Here is a 26,505-nt window from a genome sequence, read left to right as displayed (position 1 = left end):
ACCAGGCGCCCGACCGGCCGTCGAACCCCGGTCGGGACGCTCAGGAGGGTTTGCGACAATCGCCGCCATGACCTCGTCCCCGGGCGCGCCCGCCGAGCCGCAGCGCACCGTGGTGCACCTGCTGCGCCACGGCGAGGTCGACAACCCCGCGCACGTCCTCTACGGACGGCTGCCCGGGTACCACCTCAGTGCGCTCGGCGTGCGGATGGCCGAGCTGGCCGCCGAGCACCTCGCCGACCACGACGTCGTCCACGTCGTCTCCAGCCCCCTCGAGCGAGCCCGCGAGACGGCCGCCCCGGTCGCCGCCGAGCACGGCCTCGAGGTGCACACCGACGAGCGGCTGCTCGAGGCCGAGAACGCCTTCGAGGGGCTGCCGGTGGCCGGTGGCAAGGGCCTGCTGCACCACCCGCGGCTCTGGCCGAAGATGCTCAACCCGCTGCGTCCGTCGTGGGGCGAGCCGTACACCCGCATCGTCGAGCGGATGCGCGACGCCGTCGTCTCGGCGCGCGAGGCGGCCCGCGGGCACGAGGCGGTGCTCGTCAGCCACCAGGCACCCATCTGGATGATCCGTCTGGCCACCGAGGGGCGCTCCCTCGTGCACAACCCGGCCCGGCGCGAGTGCAGCCTGGCCAGCCTCACGTCGCTGACCTTCGTCGGCGACGAGCTGCTCTCGCTCGAGTACTGCGAGCCCGCCGCCGCCCTGCTCCCGCAGGCGCAGAAGGGGGCCGGCGCATGATGTCGGGTCGCGCCCGTCGGGCCGCCGTCGTCCTCGCCGCCACCGGTGCGGTGGCGCTGGCCGGCTGCAGCGAGGACCCCAACTCGGTCGCGGCACAGGCCAAGTCGGGTGACCAGAAGGGCTTCGTGTCCGGCGACGGCAGCGTCGAGACGATCGCCGCCGCCGACCGCGCCGAGCCCGTGACGATGACCGGCGAGCTCCTCGACGGGTCGGCCTGGGACATCGCCTCGACCCGCGGCCAGGTGCTCGTCCTCAACGTCTGGGGGTCGTGGTGCGCGCCGTGCGTCGCCGAGGCCCCCGACCTGCAGAAGGCGTGGGAGGGACAGCAGGCCAAGAAGGCCCCGGTGCAGTTCCTCGGCATCGACTTCCGGGAGGAGGCCGAGCGCGGCGCCGCGTTCGTCCGCAAGGCCGGCGTCACCTACCCGAGCCTCAGCGACGAGGCGGGCGTGACCCTCCTGCGCCTTCAGGGCAAGGCGCCGACCACCCCGAGCACGCTGGTGCTCGACCGGCAGGGCCGGATCGCCGCCCGCGTCAACGGCCCCGTGTCGACGACGACCCTCACCGGCCTCGTCGACGACGTGGTCGCCGAGTCGTGACCCCCGCGCTGGCCGCCGCCGGTGGTGAGGCCGTGACGAGCGGCGCCCTGCCGCTGGCCGTCGGCGTCGCCGCGCTGGCCGGCCTCGTCTCCTTCGCCAGCCCCTGCGTCCTGCCGCTCGTCCCCGGGTTCCTCGGGTACGTCACCGGGCTGACGGGCGAGTCGGCCGCCGAGCGCTCGCGCGGCCGCACCCTCGCCGGGGCGCTGCTCTTCGTCGTCGGCTTCACCGTCGTCTTCGTGCTCGGCTCGATCTTCGTCACGACGCTGGGCCAGGGCCTCGTCGAGCACCGCGAGGCCCTCATGCGGGTCGGCGGCGCCGTCGTCGTCCTCATGGGGCTCGTGTTCGTCGGGCTCGGCCGGCAGGGCGAGGCGCGCATCCACTGGCGGCCGCGGGCCGGGCTGCTCGGGGCGCCGCTGCTCGGGGCGGTGTTCGCCCTGGGCTGGGCGCCGTGCACCGGCCCGACGCTCGCCGCCGTGCTCGTCATGGCCACCGCGTCGGCCGACCCCCAGGTCGCCCGCGGCGTCACCCTGGCCGTCGCCTACGGCCTCGGGCTCGGGCTGCCCTTCCTCCTCGTCGCCGCCGGGCTCGACCGCGCCGGCCGGGCGTCGGGATGGCTGCGCCGGCACACGCGCGGCATCCAGGTGTTCGGGGGCGTCCTCCTCGTCGCCGTCGGGCTGCTCCTGCTCACCGGCGTCTGGGAGTCGATGAACCGCTGGGTGCAGACCGAGCTCGTCAACGGGTTCGTGGTGTCGCTGTGAGCACGACCGACGACCGGACCCTGTCCACCCAGCCCGCGCCCCCGGACGGCGGCGCCGGCGGCCCGGTGACCCTCCCGCGGCTCGGCCCGGTCGGCTGGCTGCGCTTCGTGTGGCGCCAGCTGACGAGCATGCGCACGGCGCTCTTCCTCCTCCTGCTGCTCGCGGTCGGGGCCATCCCCGGCTCGACGTTCCCGCAGCGCTCCATCGACGCCGCCCGCACCGCGCAGTGGATCAGCGACCACCCGAGCGCCGGCCCCCTGCTCGACCGGCTCGGGTTCTTCGAGGTCTACGCCTCGCCGTGGTTCGCGGCGATCTACCTCCTGCTCTTCGTCTCGCTCATCGGGTGCGTCGTGCCGCGCAGCCGGATCCACTGGCACCAGCTGCGCGCCCGGCCGCCGCGCGCCCCGCGCCGGCTCGACAGGCTTCCCGCACACCGTGAGGAGGTCGTCGACGGCTCGCCCGACGAGGTGCGCGACCGGCTGCGGACGGCGCTGCGCGGACGTCGCTACCGTGTGCACGCGCACGACGACTCGACGCTCTCGGCCGAGAAGGGCTACCTCAAGGAGACCGGCAACCTCGTCTTCCACCTCGCGCTCATCGGGGTGCTCGTCGGGGTCGGCTGGGGGCACCTGCTCGGCTGGAAGGGCGACGTCATCGTCCCGGTCGGCAAGACCTTCGCCAACACGCTCGGCGGGTACGACACCTTCAGCCCCGGGCCCTGGGTGGACCCGACCGACCTCTCGCCGTACACGATCCGCCTCGACACGATGGACGTCGCGTTCGAGACCGAGGACAAGGGTGCCGGCCAGTTCGGGATGCCCCGCGACTTCCGGGCGACGACGACCTTCACCGGTCCCGACGGTCGGGCCGAGCAGCGCGAGATCGCCGTCAACCACCCGCTCGAGACCGGGGGCGGCACCGTCTTCCTCCTCGGCAACGGGTACGCCCCGAGGGTCACGGTCCGCGACGCCGACGGCACCGCCATCTACACCTCGGCCACCCCGTTCCTCGCCCAGGACAACAACTACACGTCGGTCGGGGCGATCAAGGTGCCCGGGGCCCGGCCGGACGACCTCGGGTTCGCGGGCTTCTTCCTGCCGACCGGGGTCATCGACGACGAGCGCGGGCCGCACTCGGTCTTCCCCGACACCCTCGACCCGCAGCTCGCGCTCACCGCGTTCAGCGGCAACCTGCTGCCGGGCGGCCGTCCGCAGTCGGTGTACACCCTCGACACCGCGGCCATGAAGCCGCTGCCGGGCAAGGACGGCGCCGACCAGCTGCGCATCCTGCTGCGCCCCGGCGAGACCTTCGAGCTGCCCGGCGGCCGGGGCTCGATCACCTTCGACGGGGTCGAGCGGTTCGCCGGCTTCTCCATCCGCACCGACCCCGGCAAGACCCTCACCCTCGTCTCCGCCCTGCTGGCCCTCGCCGGGCTGGTCCTCAGCCTCGTCGTGCGGCGCCGCCGGGTGTTCGTGCGGGTTCGACCCGACGAGACCACGGGTCGTACCGTGGTCTCCGTCGGCGGCCTCGCCAAGGACGACGACGAGGGCATGGACGACGAGGTCGCCGCCGTGCTCACCGGACCCGAAGGAACCCGATGACCGACTACACGCTCGCCCAGCTGTCGAACTACTCCGTGTACTCGGCGATGGTCGTGCTCACGCTGGCCATGCTCGCCCACGGGCTCTACCTCGCCCGGATCGTGCCGGCCCGCGAGAGCGCCTCGACGCGCGAGGAGGCCCCGGCCCGCGAGCTCGTGGCCGCCGGGGTCGGTTCGGAGGGCTCGGCCGCGTCCGCGGAGGGCGCCGGCGGTGCGACCGCGGACGCTGTCGAGGCCGAGCCGCGGTCCGCGCGCAAGGCGGCGGGCATCGCCCGGATGCTCACGCTCCTCGGCACGCTGCTGCTCGTCGCCGGTGTCGTGCTGCGGGCGGCGGAGGTGCACCGCTGGCCGCTCGGCAACATGTACGAGTTCGCCATCGTCGGGGCGATGTTCACCCTCCTCGCCTACGTCGGCTGGTCCACCCGGCGTGACCTGCGCTGGCTCGGGCTCTTCGTCGTCGGGCCGGTGCTGCTCGTGCTCGGCGCGGCCACGACCGTCTGGTACACCGACGCCTCCGAGCTCATGCCGTCGCTGCGCTCGTACTGGCTGGCCATCCACGTCACCGTCGCGACGATGACCGTCGCCGTGTTCACCCTCGGGGCGGCGCTCGGCATCCTCTACCTCGTCCAGGACCGGCTCGAGGCCTCGGACGCGCCCCCGCGCTCCTTCATGGGTCGCCTGCCCTCGGCCCGGGCGCTCGAGCGGATGACCTACGGCGCGCACATCATCGCCTTCCCGATGTGGACCTTCACCGTCATCGCCGGCGCCATCTGGGCCCGCCAGGCCTGGGGCTCGTACTGGAACTGGGACCCCAAGGAGGTGTGGAGCTTCGTCATCTGGGTCGTCTACGCGGCCTACCTCCACGCCCGCGCGACGACCGGGTGGAAGCGCCAGAACGCGGTGTGGATCGCGCTCGGGGGGTTCGTGTGCGTCGTGCTGAACTTCGCCGTCGTCAACCTCTTCCTCGTCGGCATGCACTCGTACTCCGGTCTCTGAGGAGCGAACTCCCACGATGAACGCCGTCCTGCGGTACTCCGTCCTGCGCCTGATGATCTTCCTCGGGTGCCTGCTGGTCCTGTGGCTCGTCGGGCTGCGTGACGAGGAGGACTACGTGCTCCTCGTCGTCCTCGCCGCGCTGGCGTCGATGGTCATCTCGTACGTGGCGCTGCGGCGCTTCCGCGAGGCGTACTCGGACCAGCTCGCCCGGACCGTCGAGCGCCGGGCCGCGGCCCGGCGGGAGCGGGCCGGGCACCCGGTGGGTGACGAGGAGGCCGAGGACGCCGAGGTCGGGAGCGGGAGCGGTGGCTCGCTGCCCGCGAGCCGGGCCGAGGGTGCCGCGGCGAGCGGGTCCGGTGGGGCGGCGGCCTCGGCCTCGTCCGGCGAGGACGACGACTTCCGCTGAGCTGCGGCGGCAGGCCCTGCGCGCTCGAGCGGGAACGCCGTCGGGGAGGCGGGGTGCGGTGTGTCGGGGACTCTCGGTCGAGTCAGATCTCGGGGCAACCGAGAGGGGCGGAGCCGGGGTGGGGTGTGTCGGGAACTCTCGGTTGCTCCCGATGGTGAAGCAACCGAGAGCAGTCGAGACACCCCCTCCGAGGAGGCGCCCCTCTCCGTGGAGACCACCCGTGGCCGAGGGGGAGAGCCCGGTCCCCGGGGGTGGGTGGTGCGGAGACTCTCGGTTGCTCCCGATGGTGAAGCAACCGAGAGCAGTCGGCACACCCCCTCCCGAGTGGCGGTCCAGCCCCGACCACCAGCCACCGGGCGCCGTCGGCCACGCGCCCCGGACTCAGCCCAGCGCCACCCCGAGCGCCACCCCGACCAGCACGAGCACGGCCCAGGCCACCTCGTACAGCCCGGTCGACGCCAGCACCGGGATGAGCCCCGGCCCGGTCGTCCCGGCCCGCACGACGCGCACCCCGCGCCACCCGAGCGGCACGGCCAGCAGCGCCACGAGCACCCACGGCCCCCACACCGCCATCACGGCGAGCGCGGGCAGCGAGGCCGCCATGAGCCCCACGTAGAGCGCCCGCGTCCGACCGTCCCCGAGCCGCACCGCGAGGGTCCGCTTGCCGTGCTCGGTGTCGGTGGGGATGTCACGCAGGTTGTTCGCGACGAGGATCGCCGAGGCGACGGACCCGACCCCCACGGCCCCGGCCAGCCCGAACCACGACAGCGCACCGGCCTGCGTGTACTCCGTGCCGAGCGTCGCGAGCAGCCCGAAGAACACGAAGACGTACACCTCGCCGAGCCCGCGGTAGCCGTACGGGTTGTCGCCGCCGGTGTAGCGCCAGGCCGCGAGGACCGCCAGCGCACCGAGCGGCAGCATCACCCAGGCCTGGGACAGGGCCACGAGCGCCAGCCCGAGCACCCCGGCCGCCCCGAAGGACAGGAACGCCGCGAGCCGTACGTTCCGTGGGTCGGCGAGCCGCTGCCCGACGAGCCGCACCGGGCCGGCGCGCACCTCGTCGGTGCCGCGGATGCCGTCGGAGTAGTCGTTGGCGTAGTTGACCCCGACCTGGAGGGCCAGCGCCACGAGGAGGGCGAGCAGTGCGTGACCGGCGTCGGCCGCGTCGACGCGCAGCGCGGCGGCCGTGCCGAGGACGACGGGGGCGACGGCGGCGGGCAGGGTGCGCGGGCGGGCGCCCGCCACCCACTGGGAGAGGGAGGCCATCGGGAGGTCAGATGCCCTTGAGGAAGTCGGGGTCGTCGTCCGGCCCGCGCGGCGGCTGCCGGCGCTCGCGGACCTCCTTGTCGCGCTCGCGGCGGCGGTAGTCGGCCTCCCAGCGCTCCTGCTGGGTCATGTACTGGCGGGCGGAGTCGCGGTCGGGGCGGCCGGCCACGAGCCAGGCCACTGGTCCGACGACCGGGAAGAGCAGGACGAGCATCACCCAGGCGATCTTGGGCAGGTTGCGGACGACCACCTCGTCGGTCTGGAGGCAGTCGATGAGGCAGTAGACCGTCAGCGCGAGGCTGAGGACGTAGGGCAGGTACCGCAACACGGGGTCATCCTCGCACGTCGAACAACGCGGCGACGGCGGCTCGGTCCGGCTTGCCCGGCCCCCGCAGCGGCACCGCACCCGCCGCGGTGACCCGGCGGGGCAGGGCGTGGTCGGGGACGTGGCCGCGCAGGTGCTCGCGCACCTCGACGACCGACAGCGGCCGGGCGCCCGCCTCGGGCACGACGAGGAGACTCACCGCCTGCCCCCACTCCGGGTCGGGGGTACCGACGACGACGGCCTCGCGGACCCCCGGGACGTGCTCGACGGCCGCCTCCTCCACCGGCCGCGGCGCGACCTTCATCCCGCCGGTGACGACCACGTCGTCGAGCCGGCCGTCGACGTGCAGCCGGCCGTCCTCGTCGACCCGTCCCGCGTCGTCGGTGCGGAACCAGCGCGAGCCGTCGGGGTCGACCGCGAAGGAGCCGAAGGTGAGGTCGGGCCGCCCGAGGTACCCGTGGGCCAGCATCGCCCCGCCGAGGTGCACCCGACCCTCGTCGTCGATGCGCACCGTCGCTCCGGTGAGCGTCCGGCCGTCGTACACGCACCCCCCGCACGTCTCGCTCATGCCGTACGTCGTCACGACGCGGATCCCGGCGGCCTCGGCCCGTCGCCGCAGCGCCAGTGGCGTGGCCGCGCCCCCGACGAGGACGCCGTGGAGGGACGCGAGGGCCGAGGTGGCGGCGGGGTCCTCGAGCAGCCGGACGAGCTGGGTCGGCACGAGCGAGGTGTAGTGCCGGTGTTCGGGGTCGAGGCGCCGGACCCCGGCGGCGAAGGCGGTGGGGGAGAACCCGGTCGAGAGGTCGACCGACACCGGTACCGTGCCCGCGTCGAGCCCGCGCAGGAGCACCTGGAGCCCGGCGACGTGTCCGGCCGGCAGCGTCAGGAGCCACTGTCCCGGACCACCGAGCCGCTCGTGGGTGGCGTGCGCGCTCGCGGTGAGGGCGGCGGCGCCGAGCATCGCGAGCTTGGGAGTCCCCGTCGAGCCCGAGGTGCCGACGACGACGGCGAGGTCGTCCGGGAGGGCCGCGGCCGCGAACCGGGGGAGCGCGGGAGGCGGCGACCCGGCGACGTGCGGGAGGACCGCCCCGCCGCCGTCGAGCGCCCGGCGCAGGCGCGGCAGCACCGACCGGGCGTCCTCGCCGAGCGGCACGGGCAGCGGGTCGAGGTCCACGGCGCCCACTCTAGGAGCCGCGTGGCTGCGCCCAGCACTGGCCGCCGGCCCCCGGATCCGGGACCATGGCCCCAACCCGAGGAGGTGGCCCGTGGACGAGGCGATCGCATCCCACCTGGAACAGGTCCGTGCCCACCGGGCCGAGCTCGGCGACGCGATGGCCGCCCTCGACGCCGCGCTCGCCCTGCCGGTCGGGCTCGGGCCGGTGTGGCGCCGGAGGGTGCGGGCCGCCCTCACCGAGCTGGCCCACGACCTGCGCGACCACGTCGACCTCACCGAGGCGCCGGGCGGTCTCTACGACGACCTGCGGGCCCACGCCCCGCGCCTCTCGCGCGAGGTCGACTCCCGGACGGCCGAGCACGTCGAGCTCCTCGCCGAGGTCGACCGGCTGCTTGGCGAGCGCGACGACGGGCTCGAGGGGGACGAGGCCGTCGCCGCCCACCGGGAGGCGACGACGGCGCTCATCGGCCGGCTGGTCCGGCACCGGCAGCGCGGCTCCGACCTCGTCTTCGAGGCCTACGAGGTCGACCTCGGCGGGTCCGGCTAGGGCTGGACGGCCGGCACGAAGTCGAAGGTGTTGCCGAGCAGCCAGACGAGCAGCAGGACCACCGGCAGGTGGATCACGAACTGCAGGAACGTGAACCCGACGAGGTCGCGGGCGCGCAGCTTGAGCACGGCGAGCAGCGGCAGCATGAAGAACGGGTTGACGAGGTTGGGCAGCGCCTCGGCCAGTTGTAGATCTGCACGGTCCAGCCCAGGTTCATCTGGACGTCCGTGGCGGCCTGCATCACGTACGGCGCCTCGACGAGCCACTTGCCGCCGCCGGACGGGACGAGGATGCCGAGCACGGCGGTGTAGAGAGCCAGTGCGACCGCGAAGCCGCCCCCGCCGCCGAAGGACGTGAAGATCGAGGACAGGTGGTCCGAGAGGGTCTCGCCGCCGCGCCCCTCGGCCTTCGTGAGGACTGCGGCCATCGCGGCGTAGAGCGGGAACTGCACGAGGATGCCGGCCGTGGCGGGCACCGCCTTCTGCACGGCCATGAGGAACCGGCGGGGCGTGCCGTGGAGGACGAGCCCGAGCACGAGGAAGACGAGCAGGTAGCCGTTGAGGCTGCTCAGCACCGCGACGGCCGACTTCTCGAGCAGCTGCCCGACGAGCCAACCGAGGGTGATGACGCCGAGCAGCACCGGCAGCACGCGCGAGTACTCGAGCCACTCGCCCGGCCGCTCGCGCACCGGCGGCTCGTCGGGGAGGTCCTCGGTGTCGATGCCCATGTCCTGCGCCGTGCGGACCGACGCCCCCCGCGGGCAGGAGGCCCAGGCGATGACCGTCGTCAGGACGACGAGCACGAGCGCGGCGAGCATCGACTGCCACGTGAAGATCGTCGTCCCGAAGTCGAGCACGCCGGTGATCTCCAGGAGTGGCGCCGGAAGGGACGCCGGCGTGGCCTGGAGCTGGGCGGCCGAGGAGGAGAGGCCGAGCGCCCACACGGCGCCGAGACCCATGAACGCGGCGGCGCCGAGCGCGCGGTAGTCGACCCGCAGGTCCTCGCGGCGGGCGACGGCCCGGGCGAGCAGGCCGCCGAAGATCAGCGACAGGCCCCAGTTGAGCAGCGAGACGCTCATCGACAGGAAGGCGACGAAGGCGACGGCACGCCGCGGGTCGCCGGGCACGCGGGCCAGCGCCTCGATGAGCCGGGCCACGGGCGGAGCGGTCGCGACGACGTAGCCGGTGAGCACGACCATCGCCATCTGCAATGTGAAGGCCGTGAGGTCCCAGAAACCGGTGCCGAAGGTCTCGGCGACGGCGGCCGGCGTCGACCCGTTGAGCATCGCCGCCACCGAGACGATGACGACGCCCGCCGCCGCGAAGACCCAGGCGTCGGGGAACCACTTCTCGGTGAAGGCGGCGAAGGTCTGGGCGACGCGGGCCAGCCCGCGCTCCTCGGTGTCAGGGGTGGCGGTCGCTGTCGACATGGCAGACCACCCTGCCAGAGCCCGAGGGCCCGGAGCGCCTCAGAAGTACCAGGGGAAGGGCGACCAGTCGGGGTCGCGCTTCTCGAGGAACTGGTCGCGGCCCTCGACGGCCTCGTCGGTCATGTACGCCAGCCGCGTGGCCTCGCCGGCGAAGACCTGCTGGCCCATCAGCCCGTCGTCGAGCAGGTTGAAGGCGAACTTGAGCATCCGCTGCGCCTGGGGGCTCTTGCCCATCACCTCGCGCGCGACCTGCAGTGCCTCCGCCTCGAGCGACGCGTGGTCGGCGACGATGTTCACGGCACCCATCCGCTGCATGTCCTCGGCGGAGTACTCACGGCCGAGGAAGAAGATCTCGCGGGCGACCTTCTGCCCCACCATCTTCGCGAGGTAGGCGCTGCCGTAGCCGCCGTCGAAGGAGCCGACGTCGGCGTCGGTCTGCTTGAACCGCGCGTGCTCGCGGCTGGCGAGGGTCAGGTCGCAGACGACGTGCAGGCTGTGCCCGCCGCCGGCCGCCCAGCCGTTCACGACCGCGACGACGACCTTGGGCATCGTCCGGACGAGGCGCTGCACCTCGAGGATGTGCAGCCGCCCGCCCTCGGCCTTGACCCGGCGCTCGTCGACGGTGTCGGCGGTGGTGCCCTCGGCGTACTGGTACCCGGAGCGGCCGCGGATGCGCTGGTCGCCACCGGTGCAGAACGCCCACTTGCCGGCGGCGCCGTTGCCCTCCGGGCCCGGGCCGTTGCCGGTGAGGAGCACGACGCCGACGTCCGGGGTGCGGCGGGCGTGGTCGAGGACGCGGTACAGCTCGTCGACGGTGTGCGGGCGGAAGGCGTTCATCACCTCGGGGCGGTCGAACGCGACGCGGACGCAGCCGAGGTCGACGGCGCGGTGGTACGTGACGTCGGTGAGGTCCTCGAAACCGGGCACCTCCTGCCAGGCGGCGGGGTCGAAGGTCTCGCTGACTCCGGGGATCGCGCTCACGGCGCCAAGGCTATCCGCGGCGACGCGAAAGCCCCGATGCGGCACCGGGTCCGGCAGGGTGGGGACGCATGTCGACGACGACCTCGCCGCCCCAGCAGTCCGAGTCCGGTTCCGCGCCCCGCTGGAGGCTCGTGGGACCCGGGCTCGTCGTCGCCGCGACGGGCGTGGGCGCCGCCGACCTCGTGGCCACCCTCATCGCCGGCCAGAAGTACGGGTACGCCCTGCTCTGGGCCGTCGTCGTCGGCTGCCTCATGAAGATCGTCCTCGTCGAGGGGGCAGGTCGCTGGACCCTCGCCACGGGGCGCACGATCTACGAGGGCTGGTCGAGCCTCGGCCGCTGGACGACGGTCTACTTCGCGCCGTACATCGTCGTCTGGGGCTTCGTCTACGGGGCCGCGGCGATGGCCGGCACCGGCCTCCCGCTGCACTCGCTCTTCCCCGCGGTGTCGGTCCCGGTGTGGGGCATCGGGTCCGGGGTCGTCGGGGCGCTGCTCGTGTGGTTCGGCCGGTACGAGCTGTTCGAGAAGCTCTGCGCCGCCCTCGTCGGGTTGATGTTCGTCACCGTCGTCGGTGCCGCCGTCCTCACCGTGCCGAACCTCCCGGACCTGCTCGTCGGCCTCGTCCCGACCGTGCCCGCGGGGTCGGTGGTCAACGTCCTCTCGGTCGCGGGCGGCGTCGGCGGCACCATCACGCTGGCGGCGTACGGCTACTGGATCCGTGAGAAGGGGTGGACCACACCGAAGTTCATGCGCGTCATGCGCCTCGACAACCGGGTCGCCTACCTCGTCACCGGCATCTTCGTCGTCGCCACGCTCATCGTCGGCGCCGAGCTGCTCTACTCCGCGAAGATCGCCGTGAAGACCGGCGACCAAGGCCTGCTCGACCTCGCGAGCGTCCTCGACGACCGGTACGGCACGTGGGCCAGCAAGGTCTTCCTCGTCGGCTTCTGGGCCGCGGCGATGTCCTCGCTGCTCGGCGTCTGGAACGGCGTCAGCCTGATGTTCGCCGACTTCGTCGGCCACGTCCGCGGCCTCCCGGACGACGCGCCCGAGCGGGGTATCGGCGGCACCTGGTACCGGGCGTACATCCTCTGGCTGACCATCCCGCCCATCGTCCTCATCCTCGTCGGCAAGCCGGTCTGGCTGCTCCTCGCCTACGGCGTGCTCGGCGCGTTCTTCATGCCGTTCCTCGCCGTGACGCTGCTCTGGATGCTCAACACCGACCGCGTCCCGCGCGAGTGGCGCAACAGGACGTGGTCGAACCTCTGGATGGGCCTGACGGCGGTCGCCTTCGTCGCCCTCGCCGTCAACGAGCTCGTGAAGGCGGTCACCGGCGACTGACCGCGCGGACGGTCTGGTCCTACGGTGGACCCGTGACCGCCCCCGCGCTCGACGACCTGCTCGGCGGGATGCACGTCGTCGCCGTACCGATGCGGGTGCCGTTCCGCGGTGTCCGCGTGCGCGAGGCGGTGCTGCTGGAGGGGCCGAGGGGTTGGGGCGAGTTCGCGCCCTTCCTCGAGTACGGGCCGGCCGAGGCGTCCCGCTGGCTGGCGTCGGGCATCGAGGCGGCGTGGGAGGGATGGCCGGAGCCGGTGCGCGACACCGTGCCCGTCAACGCGACGGTGCCGGCGGTCGGGCCCGACGAGGTCGCGGGGGTACTCGCGCGGTTCCCGGGCTGCACGACGGCGAAGGTCAAGGTCGCCGAGCGCGGGCAGCCGTCGTCGGCCGACGTCGACCGGGTCGCGGCCGTGCGCTCGGCGCTCGGGCACGGCGGGCGCATCCGGGTGGACGCCAACGGGGGCTGGGGCGTCGACGAGGCGGCCGACGTCCTCGGTCGGCTGGCGCGCTACCACCTCGAGTACGCGGAGCAGCCGTGCGCCTCGCTCGAGGAGCTGCGCGACCTGCGGGTCGTGCTCGGCCGGCGCGGGCTCGACCTGCCGGTCGCCGCCGACGAGTCCATCCGCAAGGCCGCGGACCCGTTGCGGGTCAAGGCCCTCGGGGCCGCCGACGTCGTCGTCGTCAAGGTGGCCCCGCTCGGCGGGGTGCGCCGTGCCCTCGAGGTCGTGGCGGCGTGCGGGCTGCCGGCGGTCGTGTCGTCGGCGCTCGACACGAGCGTCGGGATCGCCGGGGGAGTGGCGCTGGCGGCCGCCCTCCCGTCGCTCGAGCACGCGTGCGGGCTCGGCACCGTCGCGCTGCTCGGCGGTGACGTCACCACCGAGCCGCTTGTCCCGGACCACGGCTCGCTCCCCGTGGGTCGGGTGCCGGTCGACCCGGCCCTGCTGGAGCGCTGGTCGGCGCCCCCCGACCGGACGGCGTGGTGGCGCGACCGGGTCGTCGCCGCCTACGCCCACCTCGACGCCGGGGGTCCCGGATGAGCGCGCCCCTGAGCCTGCGCTGGACCTGGCTCTTCCTCGACACGCCGCGCGCCGAGGCCGGCGCCGCGTGGGCGTTCTGGTCGACGGTGACCGGGTGGCCCGTCGTCGACCGGCGCGGCGGGTCCGGCGAGTTCGCCACGCTCGCACCGGCATCGGGTGACGCGTGGGTCAAGCTCCAAGCCGTCGACGACGGACCGGGCGGCGTGCACCTCGACCTCGACGTCGAGGACGTCCACGCCGCCGCGCGGACCGCGGAGGCGCTCGGTGCCGTGCGGGTCGGGGCGATCGGTGACACGGTGGTCGTCCTGCGGAGCCCCGGCGGGTTCACCTTCTGCCTGACGACCTGGCACGGCGCGCGCGACGTGGTCCGGGGCGGCGACGAGCTGGTCGACCAGGTGTGCCTCGACATCCCGTCCTCCGTGCACGGGACCGAGACCGCCTTCTGGCGCGACCTCACCGGGTGGGCGGAGCGGGGCTTCGACGACGAGCCCGAGCTGACGGCGCTGCGGCGGGCCCCGCACGTCCCGCTGCGCCTGCTGCTCCAACGGCTCGGGGAGCCCGACGGGCCGGTGCGCGCGCACGTCGACCTCGCCTGTGCCGACCGTTCCGTGTCGGTCGGGCGGCACGTGGCCGCCGGGGCGACGGTCGTCGAGCTGCACGACGGGTGGACGGTGATGTCTGACCCGGTCGGCCGCCCCTACTGCCTCACCGGTCGCAGCCCGTCGGCGCCGGCGGGGGAGTGAGCCTCAGCCCTCCAGCGGGAGACCGAGGAGCGCGTTCTCGACGACCTCGGCGAGGGCCGGGTGGATCCAGTACTGGCCGCGCGCGACGTCGTGCGCGTGCTGCCCGAAGGAGGCGGCCTGGACGAGCGGCTGGATGATGCTCGAGGCCTGCGGCCCGACCATGTGCGCGGCGAGGAGGCGTCCGTCGGGCGCGGCGTGGACGGTGAGGAGCCCGGTGGTGTCCTCGAGCGCCCAGCCGTAGGCGACGTCGCCGACCTTCTGCGTGTACGACACGAACTCCGTTCCGTCCGAACGCAGCTGCTCGGCCGTGGGACCGAAGGAGGCGACCTGCGGGTGTCCGAAGACGGCGTGGGGGACCGGTCGGTCGTCCTGCTCGCGCGGCGGTCCGGCGACGCGTCCGAGGTCGACCGCGAGGTTGTGCGCGACGATCCGCGCGTCCCCGTTCGCGACGTGCTTCAGCTGGTGCTCGGACGAGATGTCGCCGAGGGCCCAGACCTTCGGCACGCTCGTGCGCTGCTGCGCGTCGACGACGAGCCGGCCGTCGGGGTGGGTCTCGAGCCCCCCGGCCGCGGCGTCGAGGAGGTCGGTGTTGGGGCGCCGGCCGACGGCGAGGAGCACGACCTCGGCCTCGAGGTGGTCGGTGCCACCGTCGGGTCCCTCGGTCGTCAGTCGCCAGGCGTCGCCGACCCGCTCGGCGGTCGTGACCTTCGTGCCGAGCCGCACGTCGTAGTGCTCGCGGGCCACGTCGGTGTAGCGCTGCGAGATCTCCTGCTCCTCGGCCATGAGGAGCCGGGCGGAGCGCTGCACCTGGGTCACCCGCACCCCGAGGGACGAGAAGACGTGGGCCATCTCGCACGCGACGAACCCGCCGCCGACGACGATCATCCGCGGGGGGAGGGTGTCCATCCGCATGACGGTGTCGGAGGTGTGGACGCCGCGGTCGGGGTCGACGCCGGTGAGGCCGTCGACGGCCAGCCCGACGGCCCGGCTGCCGGCGGCGACGACAACGCGCTCGGCCGTCAGCTCCTCGCCGGTGTCGAGGAGCAGCGCGCGGGGGCCGGTGAAGCGGGCGCGTGTGCGGTACAGGGTGACGTCGTCCTGGCCGCGCCGGTAGTCCTCGCCGCCGCGCGAGATGGGGTCGATGCGGCCGAACACGCGGTCGCGGATGGCCGGCCAGTCGACGTGCGGGGGGTCGAAGGCCACGCCGAGGCGATGGGCGTCGTCGGCCTCGACGACCCGGTCGGCCGGCAGGACGAACATCTTCGTCGGGATGCAGCCGACGTTGAGGCAGGTGCCCCCGAAGGTGCCCTTCTCGACGATCGCGACGTCCAGGCCCTCGAGCTCGGGAGTGAGGAGCGAGTTGCCCGAGCCGCTGCCGATGATGACGAGGTCGTGGTGGGGCATGCGGGCCAGCGTAGGTGGCGGGCGGTCGTCCACAGGCGGCCCGGTCCGCCAGGTCGTCCACAGGGCGGGCGGGGGCGGTGGTGGGGCGCCGCGGGTCCGGGGTCTGCTGGGGGCCGGACGGAGGAGGGGATGACGATGGCCGAGGTCGACGACCTCGAGCGGCTGGCCGCGCGGGTGCGGGCTGGGGCCGAGCTGGTCGGGGTCCGGCGGGCCGGGCTGCTGGGGACGGTCGTCCCCGGGTGGGTCGGCGGTGCGGCGGAGGGGTTCCAGGAGGCGGTCGCGCACCGGGTGGCGTCCCTCGCCGCGCTCGAGGACGAGCTGGGATGGCTCGCGGAGGCGGTCGACGGCCTCGCGGCGGCGGTGCGGTCGGAGGCGGCGGACGGCGGGCTGGGGCGGGCCTCGTGACGGTCGTCGGGGTGCGGTCCGAGGGGCTGTTCGTCGTGGCCCGCCACCTCGCTGCCGTGGCCGAGGACCTGCGGGGCGAGGCGGAGGGCGTCGCGAGTGCTCTGGCGCGCTGTCGCTCCCCGGGCCTGCTCGGGGGTCCCGGGCTGCTCGGCGGTCCGGCGGTCCTCGGGTCCTGGGTGCGGGTCGAGGCCGCTGCCCTCCGGGTCCTCGGTCCGGCCGGGCTCTGGGGCGAGGCGCTGGGGCTCGACGCGCTCGCCGTCCGGCTGCGGCTGGCGGCCCGCGGCTACGAGGAGGTCGAGCGGTGGGCGGCCGCCGTCCTCGGTGGCGTCCGCGTCGGCTCCGACGTGGCGGCGCGCGGCGGGCTGCTCACCGACGGCGGCGCCGCGGTGGCGGTCACGCCGGTCGTCCCGTCCCGGGAGGTGTCGCCGCTCACCGGGCCCGGGGACCTCGTCGCGCTCGGTGACGGGCTCGACGGGGGGCGCGTGCGGGTCGTCGAGCTGGCCGCGCCGGGCGGGGGCTCGGCGTGGGTGGTCGCCGTCCCGGGCACCCAGGAGTGGTCGCCGCGGCCGGGGTCCGACCCGTTCGACCTCACGAGCGACGTACGGGCCGTCACGGGGGACGCCACGCTGGCCGCGGCCGGGGTGGCCGCCGCCCTCGACGTCGCACGGGGTGCGGGTCGGGGCGCCGACGACGAGCCGGTCCTGCTCGTCGGCCACAGCCAGGGCGGCATCCTCGCGGCCGCCCTCGCGTCCGACGCCGGCTTCCGCGGGCGGCACCGGGTCACGCACGTCGTGACCACGGGCTCGCCGGTGGCGGTGTTCGACCTGCCCGCGTCGGTTCGGGTCCTGTCGGTCGAGCACGCGGACGACCCCGTCCCGACCCTCGACCTCTCGCCGAACCCCGCGACTCCGTCGTGGCTGACCGTGCGGGTCGGGGAGGGGCCGGGGGTCGACGTGCGGCGGCACGCCCTCGCCGAGTACCTGCGCACCGTCCGCGCCGCGGAGGACGCGCCACGCGGCACGGTGCCGGGGATGGGGGCCTGGGAGGCCTCCGCCGGCGACTTCCTCCATCGGCCGGTGCGCTCCGTCACCGAGGTCGTCGTCGAGAGGGGGTGGCAGAATCCACGCCCGTGACCCCCTCCTCGGCGCTCGCCACGGTCCTCGTCGACGAGCTGGTCCGGGGTGGGGTGCGCGACGTCGTCCTCGCGCCGGGGTCGCGCTCGGCGCCGCTCGCGTACGCGTTGCTCGACGCCGACCGGGCGGGGCGGACCCGGCTGCACGTGCGCGTCGACGAGCGCTCGGCCGGGTTCCTCGCGCTCGGCCTGGCGAAGGGCTCGGGGCGCCCGGTGGCGGTCGTCACGACGTCCGGCACGGCGGTCGCCAACCTTCACCCGGCGGTCCTCGAGGCCCACCACGCCGGGGTCCCGCTCGTCGTCGTCTCGGCGGACCGGCCGCACGAGCTGCGCGGCACCGGTGCCAACCAGACGACGCGGCAGCCGGGGCTCTTCGGCCCGGCGGTGCGCTGGTCCGCCGACCTGCCGGCGCCGGACGCCGTGCCCACCGCCGGTGACGGCCGGATGCCCTCGTGGCGCACGGCCGTCTGCCGGGCGCTCGCCGCGGCCTCCGGGCTGCTCGACGGGAGCGCCGGTCCGGTGCACCTCGACGTCGCCTTCCGCGACCCCCTCGCGCCCGAGGTCGGCGACGGCGCCGACCTGCCGGAGCACCTCGCCGGCCGCCCCGGCGGCACCCCTTGGACCGAGGTCGGGCCCGCGGCCCCCACGGTCGCGGCCGCCCGCCTTGAGGACGTCGGCCGCACGCTCGTCGTGGTGGGCTCGGTCGACGACCCGCAGGTCGCGCGGGACGCCGTGGCGTGGGCCCGGGCGCGCGCGCACCCGTTGGTCGCCGAGCCCTTCGGCCCGGCGGACCTCCGCGAGGCGGCGGTCGCGCACGGTCCGCTCCTCCTCACCGCCACCGACTGGCTCGACGCCCACCTCCCGGAGCGGGTCGTCGTCGTCGGCCGGGTGACCCTGTCGCGCGCGGTCGGGGCGCTCCTGCGCCGCCCGGGCCTGCGCGTCGAGGTCGTCTCGGAGGGTGGGGAGTGGCCCGACCCCTCGCACGTCGCGGCCGCCGTCCACGGCGCCGGGGCGCTGCGGGTCACGGCCGAGGTGACCCGTACCGACGAGGACGACGCGTGGGCCGGGGCCTGGTGGACGGCCGGCCAAGAGGTCGCGGACGCCGTTGCGGCACGAGCTCGTCCCTGGGGGACGGGGCTGGCGGTGGCCGAGGTGCTCGCGGCGTCCGTCCCGCACGGCGCCGTCCTCGTCGTCGGCTCGTCCAACCCGGTCCGCGACCTCGACCTCGGGGTGGCGCACAGCTGTGCCGGGGAGGTCGTCGCCAACCGCGGTCTGGCCGGTATCGACGGCATGGTCTCGACCGCCGTGGGGGTCGCGCTGACCCGGACCGAGCCGGTGCTCGCGCTGCTCGGTGATCTCACCTTCCTCCACGACGCCAACGGCCTGCTGGCCGGCCCCGACGAGCAGCGCCCCGACCTCACGCTCGTCGTCGTCAACGACGACGGGGGCGGCATTTTCACGACGCTCGAGCACGGGGCCCCCGAGCGCGCCGCGTCCTTCGAGCGGGTCTTCGGCACGCCCACCGGCACCGACCTCGCCGCGCTCTGCCGGGCCCACGGCGTCGGGCACACACGGGCCGACACCGCGGACGCCCTCGCCGCGGAGGTGCGCCGCCGGCCCGAGGGTCTGCGGGTCGTCGAGGTCCGGGTCGACCGGTCCACCCACCGGCAGGCGCACGCCGACCTGCGCGACCTCGCGGCCCGCACCCTCGACAGCTGACCGGGGCCGGATTCGGCCGACGGCGCAGCGGTTGCGAGAATCGGGCCGTGCCCACGACCCCCACCCGCACCGACGTCCTCGTCGTCGGTGCCGGCCCCGCCGGAGCCTCCGCCGCCGCCTGGGCGACCCGCGCCGGGCGCGAGGTCGTCCTCGCCGACGCCGCCACCTTCCCTCGCGACAAGACCTGCGGCGACGGCCTGACCCCCCGGGCCATCGCCGAGCTCGACCGCCTCGGCCTCGGCGCCTGGGTCCGCGAGCACACCGTCAACCGAGGACTGCGGGCGCACGGCTTCGGCCAGACCCTGCACCTCCCGTGGCCGGGCGGCACCCTCCCCGACCACGGCTCGGCCGTCCCGCGCACCGAGCTCGACGCCGGCATCCGGCAGGCCGCGCTCGACGACGGCGCCACCGGCCTCGAGGGCGCCAAGGCCGTCGACGCCACCGTCGACGGCGGACGCGTCCGCTCCGTCACCTTCCGCCGCTCCGACGGCACGACGCACGAGATCGCCTGCGAGCGGCTCGTGGTCGCCGACGGTGTGCGCTCCGGGCTCGGCAAGGTCCTCGGCCGCGAGTGGCACCAGGACACCGTCTACGCCGTGGCCGGCCGCTGCTACGTCGACTCCGACCGCGCCGACGACCCGTGGATCAGCAGCCACCTCGAGCTGCGCTCCGAGGCCGGCGAGGCCCTCCCGGGTTACGGCTGGATCTTCCCCCTCGGCGGCGGTCAGGTGAACGTCGGCGTCGGCACGCTCGCGACGACACGGCGCCCGGCCGACGTCGCCATCAAGCCGCTCATGCGGCACTACACCGACGAGCGCCGCGCCGACTTCGGCCTCACCGGCGAGCAGCGGATGCCGACGAGCGCGCTCCTGCCGATGGGCGGGGCGGTCAGCAACGTCGCCGGGACCAACTGGGCCCTCGTCGGCGACGCAGCAGCCTGCGTCAACCCGCTCAACGGCGAGGGCATCGACTACGGCCTCGAGACCGGCCGGCTCGTCGTCGACCACCTCGACGACGACCTCTCCGTCACCTGGCCCGCCCTGCTGGCCGACCACTACGGCGAGGCGTTCTCCATCGCGCGCCGACTGGCCGGCGTCTTCACGACCCCGCGCATCCTCTCCGCGCTCGGCCCGGTCGGGATGCGCAGCGACTGGCTGATGACCCTCGCGCTGCGCTGGATGGGCAACCTCGTCACCGACGAGGACCGCGACGCCTCCGCGCGGGTGTGGCGCTGGGCCGGCCGGCGCTCGGTCGCCGTCGACGCCCGTCCGCCCTTCACCTGAGCACGATCCGCCGGCAGCGTGCAGGAACTGACACATTCGTCGAGTCCTGCACCCCCGGAGGTGCAGGAACTGACACATTCGTCGATTGATGCACGCCGTACGCGCGGCGGGCGCTCGCGTCAGGGAGCGTCGGCGGTCAGCGCGTCGCGCATCGGCACGAGCTTGGCCGAGGACTCGGCGAGCTCGTCGGCCGGCTCGGACCCCGCGACGATGCCGCAGCCGGCGAACAGCCGCATCCGCGACGGGTCGTCCGGCGAGACCGCCCCGCAGCGCAGCGCGATGCCCCACTCGCCGTCACCGTCGGCGTCGATCCAGCCGACCGGGCCGGCGTAGCGCCCGCGGTCCATGTGCTCGAGCTCGGCGATGACCGCGTCGGCCTCGGCGCGCGGCGTGCCGCACACGGCCGCCGAGGGGTGGAGCGACGCGGCCAGCCGCAGCGACGAGGTGTCGTCGACGAGCACCCCCGCGACGTCGGTGGCCAGGTGCATGACGTTGGAGAGGTGCAGGACGAACGGCGCCTCGGGCACGTTCATCGACGAGCAGTGCGGCGCCAGGGCGTCGGCCACCGACCGCACGGCGTACTCGTGCTCCTCGAGGTCCTTCGACGACCGCGCCAGCGACGCGGCCAGCGCGAGGTCGTGCGCGTCGTCGCCGGTCGGGCGGATGGTCCCCGCCAGCACCCGAGACGTCACGAGACCCTTCTCGCGCCGCACGAGCAGCTCGGGCGTCGCGCCGACCAGGCCGTCGACGGCGAACACCCACGTCGTGTCGTAGCGCTCGGCGAGCCGGTGCAGCAGCCAGCGCACGTCGAGCGGCTCGCGCACCGACACCTCGAGGTCACGCGCCAGCACCACCTTGTCGAGCCCGCCGGCGGTGATGCGCGACACCGCGTCGGCGACCGCGCCCTCCCACGCCGCGGGCGAGAGCGCACCGTCGGCGAAGGCGACGTCGAGCGGGCGCGCCGGTGCCGCCTGCCGCACGACCTCGGCCGGCCCCGGCACGGCGGCCACCGCGCCCTCGGCGCTCACGGTCGTCAGCCACGCGGCGTCGCCCCGTCGCCCGACCACCACCGACGGCACGACCAGCGTTCCGCCGGAGGGCGATCCGTCGGCGTAGGCGACCGACCCGAAGGCGACCGGTCCGGTGCCGGGCAGGTCGACCTCGTCGCGGACGACGGCCGACCCGACGAGCCCCTCCCACCAGGACGACAGCTCGGCGAAGCGGTCCGGACCGACGGCCACGTGCGACGCCGCCCGCCCCCAGCCGACGAGGCCCTCGCCGCGACGGACCCACGAGCACGGTCCGGTGGCGCCACCACCGGCGGGCAGCACGGCGAGCAGGTCGGCCGCGAGTGCGGGGTCGAGCGGCACGGTGCGGGCCACGAGGGGCGCCGCCGCGGCGGGAGGGGCCGGGCGGCCCGCGGGGAGCGAGGTCATCAGCACGCAACGATACGGCGCCGTGCGTCGGCCCCCGGCATCGGTGCGAGGATGTCGGCCATGTCCCGCGCCTCCCTCGAGAAGGACCCCCGCGACGTCGCCGCGATGTTCGACGACGTCGCCGGCCGCTACGACGTGACCAACGACGTCCTCTCCCTCGGCCAGGACCGCCTCTGGCGCCGGGCCGTCGTCGCGGCCTGCGACGCGAGGCCGGGTCAGCGCGTCCTCGACATCGCGGCCGGCACCGGCACGAGCAGCGAGCCGTTCGCCGACGACGGGGTCGACGTCGTGCCGGCCGACTTCTCGCTCGGGATGCTGCGCGTCGGCCACCGGCGGCGCTCCGACCTCGGCTTCACCGCGGCCGACGCGATGCACCTCCCGTTCGCCGACGACTCCTTCGACGTCGTGACGATGAGCTTCGGCCTGCGCAACGTCGCCGACCCCGACGCGGCGCTGCGCGAGTTCCTCCGCGTCACCAAGCCCGGCGGACGACTCGTGGTGTGCGAGTTCAGCACTCCCAAGAACGCGGCCTTCCGCACCGTCTACACGAACTACCTCATGCGCGCGCTGCCCCCGGTGGCCCGCAAGGTCAGCTCGAACCCCGAGTCCTACGTCTACCTCGCCGAGTCGATCCGCGCCTGGCCCGACCAGCGCGGCCTCGCCGGCCAGGTCGCGGACGCCGGCTGGGAGGGCGTCCAGTGGCGCGACCTCAGCGGCGGGATCGTCGCCCTGCACCGGGCGACGAAGCCGCGGCCCGGGCCGGTCGTCGAGGGTTAGGCCGACCTAAGTGCAGGTCGCCGGAGGGGCGTCCTAGACTTCCGACCGTTCGTGAAGACATTCACAAGCAGCAGAGGACCCGTGACGACCACGCCGTGCGCACCCGGACGCGCCGGGACCGAGGGCGAGACACCCTCGGGTGCGACGTCCGTCACGCCCCCTAGGATGGCCGGGACGCCGCACGCGGCCCCGGCGCCCGTCGACCACCCGACGACTCCGAGCAGCGAAAGGGGAGTTCGCCCGCGATGAGCAACCCCTACGTCCCCCTCCTCATCCTCCTGGCGTTCGGCTTCGGCTTCGCGGCGCTGTCGGTGGGGACGAGCCTCGTCGTCGGGCCGAAGCGCTACAACCGCGCCAAGCTCGAGGCCTACGAGTGCGGCATCCAGCCCACCCCCCGCGCCCAGGGCGGCGGGCGCGTGCCGATCAAGTACTTCCTCACGGCGATGCTCTTCATCATCTTCGACATCGAGTCGGTGTTCCTCTACCCGTTCGCCGTCGCCTTCGACCAGCTCGGGCTCTTCGCGCTCGTCGAGATGGTCCTCTTCATCATCACCGTGTTCGTCGCCTACGCCTACGTCTGGAAGCGGGGCGGCCTCGAGTGGGACTGAGCACCGCACGCACGATCATCGACACCGCCGAGGAGGCGTGATGGGACTCGAGGAGAAGCTGCCCGCAGGGTTCGTCCTCACGACGCTGGAGAACGTCGTCGGCTACATGCGCAAGGCCTCGATCTGGCCGGCGACCTTCGGGCTCGCGTGCTGCGCCATCGAGATGATGGCCGTCGGCACCCCCGACTACGACATCGCCCGCTTCGGCATGGAGCGCTTCAGCGCCACCCCGCGCCAGGCCGACCTCATGATCGTCGCCGGCCGGGTGAGCCAGAAGATGGCCCCCGTCGTCCGCCAGGTCTACGACCAGATGCCCAACCCCAAGTGGGTCATCTCGATGGGCGTCTGCGCCTCCTCGGGCGGCATGTTCAACAACTACGCGATCGTCCAGGGCGTCGACCACGTCATCCCGGTCGACATCTACCTGCCCGGCTGCCCGCCGCGGCCCGAGATGCTCCTCAACGCGATCATCGAGCTCCACGGGCAGATCCAGAACAGCAAGCTCGGCGTCAACCGCGTCGCGGCCGCCCGCGCCGCCGAGGCCGCCGCGCTGCGGGCCACTCCCACCTCGCAGATGCCCGCCACCCACGACCACCTCGCGCACCTCGCTGCGCCGGCCGGGAAGAACCTCCTCGGATGAGCGACGAGAGCACGGACCCGAAGCACCTCGACAGCGGTGAGGGGGCCCCGGTCCCCGACAAGGAGACCGACAGCGCGGCCACCCGCACCGACGACGACCCGCGTTCCTCCGACGCCGCGCAGCACACCGGCGGCGGCCGGGTCGTCGAGCTCGCGGGCGCCGACTCCGAGCCGGTGCAGATCGGCGAGCGGCGGGGCATGTTCGGCGCCACCCGCGGCCAGGACACCTCCGGCTACGGCGGGCTCGTCACCCCCACGCTGCTGCCCGGCGCCAGCCCGCGCCCGTACGGCGGTTACTACGACGAGGTCGCCGACGTCCTCGCCACCGCCCTCGAGGAGGGCGCCGGCTTCGGCGCCGCCGTCGAGAAGGTCGTCGTCGACCGCGGCGAGATGACCGTCTTCGTCCGCCGCGAGCACCTGCCCTCCGTGGCCCGCACGCTGCGCGACCACCCGAGCCTGCGCTTCGAGATGTGCATGGGCGTCTCCGGCGTCCACTACCCCGGCGAGGCCGGCCGCGAGCTGCACGCCGTCTACCCGCTGCTCTCCATCACGCACGGCAGCCGGCGCCTCCGCCTCGAGGTCACCTGCCCCGACGCCGACCCGCACATCCCGTCGGTCGTCGAGGTGTGGCCGGGCAACGACTGGCACGAGCGCGAGACCTGGGACATGTTCGGCATCGAGTTCGACGGCCACCCCGCGCTCACCCGCATCCTCATGCCCGACGACTGGCCGGGCCACCCGCAGCGCAAGGACTACCCGCTCGGCGGCATCCCCGTCGAGTACAAGGGCGGCACCGTCCCGCCGCCGGACCAGCGGAGGGCGTACAGCTGATGACGACCCACGACCAGGACACCGTCCACGACGACCCGGCCACGAGCCCGGGCCTCGACCCCTCGCTGCCGGGCAACGACCCGTACGGCGCGTCCGTCGACGACGACACCGAGGGCGCCCGCGTCTTCACCGTCTCCGGCGGCGACTGGAACGACCTCGTCGACGAGGCCACGGCCCTCCACGAGGAGCGCATCGTCGTCAACATGGGCCCGCAGCACCCGTCGACCCACGGCGTGCTCCGGCTCATCCTCGAGCTCGACGGCGAGACGGTCACCGAGGCGCGGGCCGGCATCGGCTACCTGCACACCGGCATCGAGAAGAACATGGAGTTCCGCACCTGGACGCAGGGCGTCACGTTCTGCACCCGGATGGACTACCTGACGCCGATGTTCCAGGAGACCGCGTACTGCCTCTCCATCGAGAAGCTGCTCGGCATCACCGACCGCATCCCCGAGCGTGCCTCGGTCATCCGCGTGATGATGATGGAGCTCACCCGCGTCAACTCCCACCTCGTGGCCCTCGGCACCGGCGGCATGGAGATGGGCGCGACGACGGTGATGACCGTCGGCTTCCGCGAGCGCGAGCGCATCCTGCGCGTCTTCGAGGCGATCACCGGCCTGCGGATGAACAACGCCTACGTCCGCCCCGGCGGCGTGGCCCAGGACGTCCCGCACGGCGCGGTCGCGATGATCCGCGGCGTCGTCGGCGAGCTGCGCACGGGGCTCGGCGAGCTCGAGGCGCTGCTCAACGAGAACCCGCTGCTCAAGGGCCGCACGGTGGGCGTCGGCTACCTCGACCTCACCGGCTGCATCGCCCTCGGCGTCACCGGCCCGGTCCTGCGCTCCACCGGCCTGCCGCACGACCTGCGCAAGTCGGCGCCGTACTGCGGCTACGAGACCTACGACTTCGAGGTCGTCACCCGCACCGGGTGCGACGCCTACGACCGCCTGCGCATCCGCATCGACGAGATGTACGAGTCGCTGAAGATCGTCGAGCAGTGCCTCGACCGGCTCCAGCGCACCGAGGGCCAGCCGGTCATGGTCGAGGACAAGAAGATCGCCTGGCCGGCCCAGCTGGCCATCGGCGGCGACGGCCAGGGCAACAGCCTCGACCACATCCGCGAGATCATGGGCACCTCGATGGAGGCCCTGATCCACCACTTCAAGCTCGTCACCGAGGGCTTCCGCGTGCCGCCGGGCCAGGCCTACGCCGCCGTCGAGTCCGCGAAGGGCGAGCTGGGCTGCCACACCGTCTCCGACGGCGGCACCCGTCCCTACCGGGCGCACTTCCGCGACCCGAGCTTCAACAACCTCCAGGCCACGGCCGCGATGTGCGAGGGCTCGCAGGTCGCCGACGTCATCGTCGCCGTCGCCTCCATCGACCCCGTCATGGGAGGTGTCGACCGCTGATGGCCGGTGACTTCGGTCTGCAGTCCGCTTCCGGGCACCTCACGGTGCCCGAGGAGTCCAAGGAGCGTTACCCCGCCGACGTCGAGGCGCAGTTCCGCGCCGACGCCGCGGAGGTCATCGCGCGCTACCCGCAGAAGCGGTCCGCGTTGCTCCCGCTGCTCCACCTCGTCCAGTCGGTCGACGGCTACGTCACCGGTCGCGGCATCGACCTGTGCGCCGAGCTGCTCGACCTGACGACCGCCGAGGTCAGCGGGGTCGCGACGTTCTACACGCAGTACAAGCGCCACCCCAACGGCGACTACACGGTCGGTGTCTGCACCAACACGCTGTGCGCGATCATGGGCGGCGACGAGATCTGGGACGCCGTCTCCGAGCACCTCGGCATCGGCCACGACGAGACCACCGAGGACGGCAGGATCACCCTCGAGCGGGTCGAGTGCAACGCCGCGTGCGACTACGCCCCCGTCGTCATGGCCAACTGGGAGTTCTTCGACAACCAGACGCCCGAGTCCACGAAGCAGCTCGTCGACGACCTGCGCGAGGGCGCCGAGGTGCGCCCGACCCGCGGCCCGAACCGGGTGTGCACCTTCAAGGAGGTCAGCCGCACCCTCGCCGGGTTCTCCGACGGCCTCGCCGACGAGGGCGTGGGCGCCGGCCCGGCCTCGCTCGTCGGTCTCGAGCTCGCCAAGCGCAACGGCTGGACCGCTCCCGAGGGAGACTCGGCCGCGGGTGCCGGCGCCGGCCGCAACGGTCGCGGTGGCGCCGCCGGCAAGGCCGCGGGCAGCACCGAGGTGACCCCCGACCACGACGAGGCGAAGGCCGACAAGGCCGAGCCCGCCGCCGAGCGCGACGAGGCCGACGACGCCCCGCGCGAGGAGGAGCCCGCCACCTCGGGCGGCGACGCGAAGCCCGCGAAGAAGCGCGCGCGCAA

Annotated in this window: 27 protein-coding genes and 1 pseudogene; 20 read left to right on the top strand and 8 right to left on the bottom strand. The window is 74.3% G+C overall.

Going from position 1 to position 26,505, the window contains the following annotated elements; all coding sequences use genetic code 11:
• The first annotated feature begins 67 nt into the window (after positions 1 to 67).
• From JQN70_RS05945 to JQN70_RS05920, 6 genes are read left to right on the top strand one after another with little or no spacing between them, the layout of a single operon-like run.
• Positions 68 to 736, top strand: coding sequence for a histidine phosphatase family protein (locus JQN70_RS05945; RefSeq protein WP_204130408.1), 669 nt, complete (start codon positions 68 to 70; stop codon positions 734 to 736).
• Complete coding sequence (locus JQN70_RS05940; RefSeq protein ID WP_307835842.1) at positions 733 to 1,332, top strand: TlpA family protein disulfide reductase; 600 nt, start codon at positions 733 to 735, stop codon at positions 1,330 to 1,332. The genes JQN70_RS05945 and JQN70_RS05940 overlap by 4 nt, the downstream gene beginning before the upstream one ends.
• Positions 1,329 to 2,090 carry a cytochrome c biogenesis CcdA family protein gene (locus tag JQN70_RS05935; RefSeq protein WP_307835841.1) on the top strand — a complete coding sequence of 254 codons (762 nt, stop codon included), beginning with the start codon at positions 1,329 to 1,331 and terminating at the stop codon, positions 2,088 to 2,090. The genes JQN70_RS05940 and JQN70_RS05935 overlap by 4 nt, the downstream gene beginning before the upstream one ends.
• On the top strand, positions 2,087 to 3,691 hold the full coding sequence (gene resB / locus JQN70_RS05930) for a cytochrome c biogenesis protein ResB (protein ID WP_307835840.1): 1,605 nt from the start codon (positions 2,087 to 2,089) through the stop codon (positions 3,689 to 3,691). Before JQN70_RS05935 ends, resB begins: the two co-directional genes overlap by 4 nt.
• The gene (gene ccsB / locus JQN70_RS05925) at positions 3,688 to 4,686 is read left to right on the top strand and encodes a c-type cytochrome biogenesis protein CcsB (protein WP_204130407.1); all 999 of its coding nucleotides are present in this window, start codon (positions 3,688 to 3,690) and stop codon (positions 4,684 to 4,686) included. The genes resB and ccsB overlap by 4 nt, the downstream gene beginning before the upstream one ends.
• 16 nt (positions 4,687 to 4,702) lie before the next feature.
• Positions 4,703 to 5,092, top strand: coding sequence for a DUF4229 domain-containing protein (locus JQN70_RS05920; protein WP_204130406.1), 390 nt, complete (start codon positions 4,703 to 4,705; stop codon positions 5,090 to 5,092).
• Between the two features lie 381 nt (positions 5,093 to 5,473).
• Here the strand turns inward: JQN70_RS05920 and JQN70_RS05915 are convergent, their stop codons facing one another.
• The 3 genes from JQN70_RS05915 to menE are packed head-to-tail and all read right to left on the bottom strand — an operon-like array spanning position 5,474 to position 7,857.
• A complete protein-coding gene (locus JQN70_RS05915) occupies positions 5,474 to 6,358 on the bottom strand; it encodes a 1,4-dihydroxy-2-naphthoate polyprenyltransferase (protein WP_204130405.1) in 885 nt (294 codons plus the stop codon).
• Between the two features lie 7 nt (positions 6,359 to 6,365).
• Positions 6,366 to 6,686, bottom strand: a complete 321-nt coding sequence (locus JQN70_RS05910; protein WP_204130404.1) for a PLD nuclease N-terminal domain-containing protein — start codon at positions 6,684 to 6,686, stop codon at positions 6,366 to 6,368.
• Between the two features lie 4 nt (positions 6,687 to 6,690).
• Entirely contained in the window at positions 6,691 to 7,857 is a 1,167-nt protein-coding gene (menE, locus tag JQN70_RS05905; protein WP_204130403.1) for an o-succinylbenzoate--CoA ligase, read from the bottom strand.
• A gap of 91 nt (positions 7,858 to 7,948) precedes the next feature.
• On the opposite strand from menE, the gene JQN70_RS05900 reads away from it, so the two are divergent.
• Complete coding sequence (locus JQN70_RS05900; protein ID WP_204130402.1) at positions 7,949 to 8,404, top strand: hypothetical protein; 456 nt, start codon at positions 7,949 to 7,951, stop codon at positions 8,402 to 8,404.
• On the opposite strand, the gene JQN70_RS19875 is transcribed toward JQN70_RS05900, so the two are convergent.
• The 3 genes from JQN70_RS19875 to JQN70_RS05890 are packed head-to-tail and all read right to left on the bottom strand — an operon-like array spanning position 8,401 to position 10,814.
• Positions 8,401 to 8,550 carry a hypothetical protein gene (locus JQN70_RS19875; RefSeq protein ID WP_239110852.1) on the bottom strand — a complete coding sequence of 50 codons (150 nt, stop codon included), beginning with the start codon at positions 8,548 to 8,550 and terminating at the stop codon, positions 8,401 to 8,403. The two genes, JQN70_RS05900 and JQN70_RS19875, sit on opposite strands and share 4 nt — an antisense overlap.
• Positions 8,478 to 9,833 (bottom strand): TIGR00366 family protein, encoded by a 1,356-nt coding sequence (locus tag JQN70_RS05895; protein WP_239110850.1) that lies wholly within the window; start codon positions 9,831 to 9,833, stop codon positions 8,478 to 8,480. The genes JQN70_RS19875 and JQN70_RS05895 overlap by 73 nt, the downstream gene beginning before the upstream one ends.
• Before the next feature lie 39 nt (positions 9,834 to 9,872).
• Complete coding sequence (locus JQN70_RS05890) at positions 9,873 to 10,814, bottom strand: 1,4-dihydroxy-2-naphthoyl-CoA synthase (RefSeq protein WP_204130401.1); 942 nt, start codon at positions 10,812 to 10,814, stop codon at positions 9,873 to 9,875.
• 68 nt (positions 10,815 to 10,882) lie between these two features.
• Here JQN70_RS05890 and JQN70_RS05885 point away from each other — a divergent pair, with 68 nt between their 5' ends.
• Genes JQN70_RS05885 through JQN70_RS05875 form a run of 3 tightly spaced genes read left to right on the top strand, consistent with a single transcriptional unit; the run spans position 10,883 to position 13,931 of the window.
• Positions 10,883 to 12,154 (top strand): Nramp family divalent metal transporter, encoded by a 1,272-nt coding sequence (locus JQN70_RS05885; RefSeq protein ID WP_204130400.1) that lies wholly within the window; start codon positions 10,883 to 10,885, stop codon positions 12,152 to 12,154.
• A 32-nt stretch (positions 12,155 to 12,186) separates the two neighbouring features.
• Positions 12,187 to 13,188: an o-succinylbenzoate synthase gene (locus tag JQN70_RS05880; protein ID WP_204130399.1), complete on the top strand. Its 1,002-nt coding sequence runs from the start codon at positions 12,187 to 12,189 to the stop codon at positions 13,186 to 13,188.
• Positions 13,185 to 13,931 (top strand): VOC family protein, encoded by a 747-nt coding sequence (locus JQN70_RS05875; protein ID WP_204130398.1) that lies wholly within the window; start codon positions 13,185 to 13,187, stop codon positions 13,929 to 13,931. Before JQN70_RS05880 ends, JQN70_RS05875 begins: the two co-directional genes overlap by 4 nt.
• 3 nt (positions 13,932 to 13,934) lie before the next feature.
• Here JQN70_RS05875 and JQN70_RS05870 read toward each other — a convergent pair whose 3' ends face one another.
• Entirely contained in the window at positions 13,935 to 15,335 is a 1,401-nt protein-coding gene (locus tag JQN70_RS05870) for a mycothione reductase (RefSeq protein ID WP_204130397.1), read from the bottom strand.
• A 135-nt stretch (positions 15,336 to 15,470) separates the two neighbouring features.
• Here JQN70_RS05870 and JQN70_RS05865 point away from each other — a divergent pair, with 135 nt between their 5' ends.
• The 4 genes from JQN70_RS05865 to JQN70_RS05850 are packed head-to-tail and all read left to right on the top strand — an operon-like array spanning position 15,471 to position 19,874.
• The gene (locus JQN70_RS05865) at positions 15,471 to 15,740 is read left to right on the top strand and encodes a hypothetical protein (RefSeq protein ID WP_204130396.1); all 270 of its coding nucleotides are present in this window, start codon (positions 15,471 to 15,473) and stop codon (positions 15,738 to 15,740) included.
• Entirely contained in the window at positions 15,737 to 16,873 is a 1,137-nt protein-coding gene (locus JQN70_RS05860; RefSeq protein ID WP_204130395.1) for an alpha/beta hydrolase family protein, read from the top strand. The genes JQN70_RS05865 and JQN70_RS05860 overlap by 4 nt, the downstream gene beginning before the upstream one ends.
• A complete protein-coding gene (gene menD / locus JQN70_RS05855) occupies positions 16,870 to 18,591 on the top strand; it encodes a 2-succinyl-5-enolpyruvyl-6-hydroxy-3-cyclohexene-1-carboxylic-acid synthase (RefSeq protein WP_204130394.1) in 1,722 nt (573 codons plus the stop codon). Before JQN70_RS05860 ends, menD begins: the two co-directional genes overlap by 4 nt.
• Before the next feature lie 47 nt (positions 18,592 to 18,638).
• Positions 18,639 to 19,874, top strand: a complete 1,236-nt coding sequence (locus tag JQN70_RS05850) for a geranylgeranyl reductase family protein (RefSeq protein ID WP_204130393.1) — start codon at positions 18,639 to 18,641, stop codon at positions 19,872 to 19,874.
• 119 nt (positions 19,875 to 19,993) lie between these two features.
• Here the strand turns inward: JQN70_RS05850 and JQN70_RS05845 are convergent, their stop codons facing one another.
• Complete coding sequence (locus JQN70_RS05845; protein WP_204130392.1) at positions 19,994 to 21,310, bottom strand: isochorismate synthase; 1,317 nt, start codon at positions 21,308 to 21,310, stop codon at positions 19,994 to 19,996.
• Positions 21,311 to 21,370: 60 nt separating this feature from the next.
• Between JQN70_RS05845 and JQN70_RS05840 the strand changes: the two genes are divergently transcribed.
• The 6 genes and pseudogenes from JQN70_RS05840 to nuoE form a co-directional block, all read left to right on the top strand.
• Positions 21,371 to 22,087: a demethylmenaquinone methyltransferase gene (locus JQN70_RS05840; protein ID WP_204130391.1), complete on the top strand. Its 717-nt coding sequence runs from the start codon at positions 21,371 to 21,373 to the stop codon at positions 22,085 to 22,087.
• Positions 22,088 to 22,332: 245 nt separating this feature from the next.
• On the top strand, positions 22,333 to 22,695 hold the full coding sequence (locus JQN70_RS05835) for an NADH-quinone oxidoreductase subunit A (protein ID WP_204130390.1): 363 nt from the start codon (positions 22,333 to 22,335) through the stop codon (positions 22,693 to 22,695).
• 40 nt (positions 22,696 to 22,735) lie between these two features.
• Complete coding sequence (locus JQN70_RS05830) at positions 22,736 to 23,335, top strand: NuoB/complex I 20 kDa subunit family protein (RefSeq protein WP_204130389.1); 600 nt, start codon at positions 22,736 to 22,738, stop codon at positions 23,333 to 23,335.
• Positions 23,332 to 24,165 (top strand): NADH-quinone oxidoreductase subunit C, encoded by an 834-nt coding sequence (locus tag JQN70_RS05825; RefSeq protein WP_204130388.1) that lies wholly within the window; start codon positions 23,332 to 23,334, stop codon positions 24,163 to 24,165. The genes JQN70_RS05830 and JQN70_RS05825 overlap by 4 nt, the downstream gene beginning before the upstream one ends.
• The gene (locus JQN70_RS05820; RefSeq protein ID WP_204130387.1) at positions 24,165 to 25,574 is read left to right on the top strand and encodes an NADH-quinone oxidoreductase subunit D; all 1,410 of its coding nucleotides are present in this window, start codon (positions 24,165 to 24,167) and stop codon (positions 25,572 to 25,574) included. Before JQN70_RS05825 ends, JQN70_RS05820 begins: the two co-directional genes overlap by 1 nt.
• Positions 25,574 to 26,434 (top strand): annotated as a pseudogene (nuoE, locus tag JQN70_RS05815) (NADH-quinone oxidoreductase subunit NuoE); the annotation flags it as partial. The gene JQN70_RS05820 and the pseudogene nuoE, both read left to right, overlap by 1 nt.
• Between the last annotated feature and the right edge of the window lie 71 nt (positions 26,435 to 26,505).

It is taken from the genome of Phycicoccus sonneratiae, assembly GCF_016887965.1.
GTDB lineage: Bacteria > Actinomycetota > Actinomycetes > Actinomycetales > Dermatophilaceae > Phycicoccus > Phycicoccus sonneratiae.
This window is presented reverse-complemented; position numbering and strand designations above follow the sequence as displayed.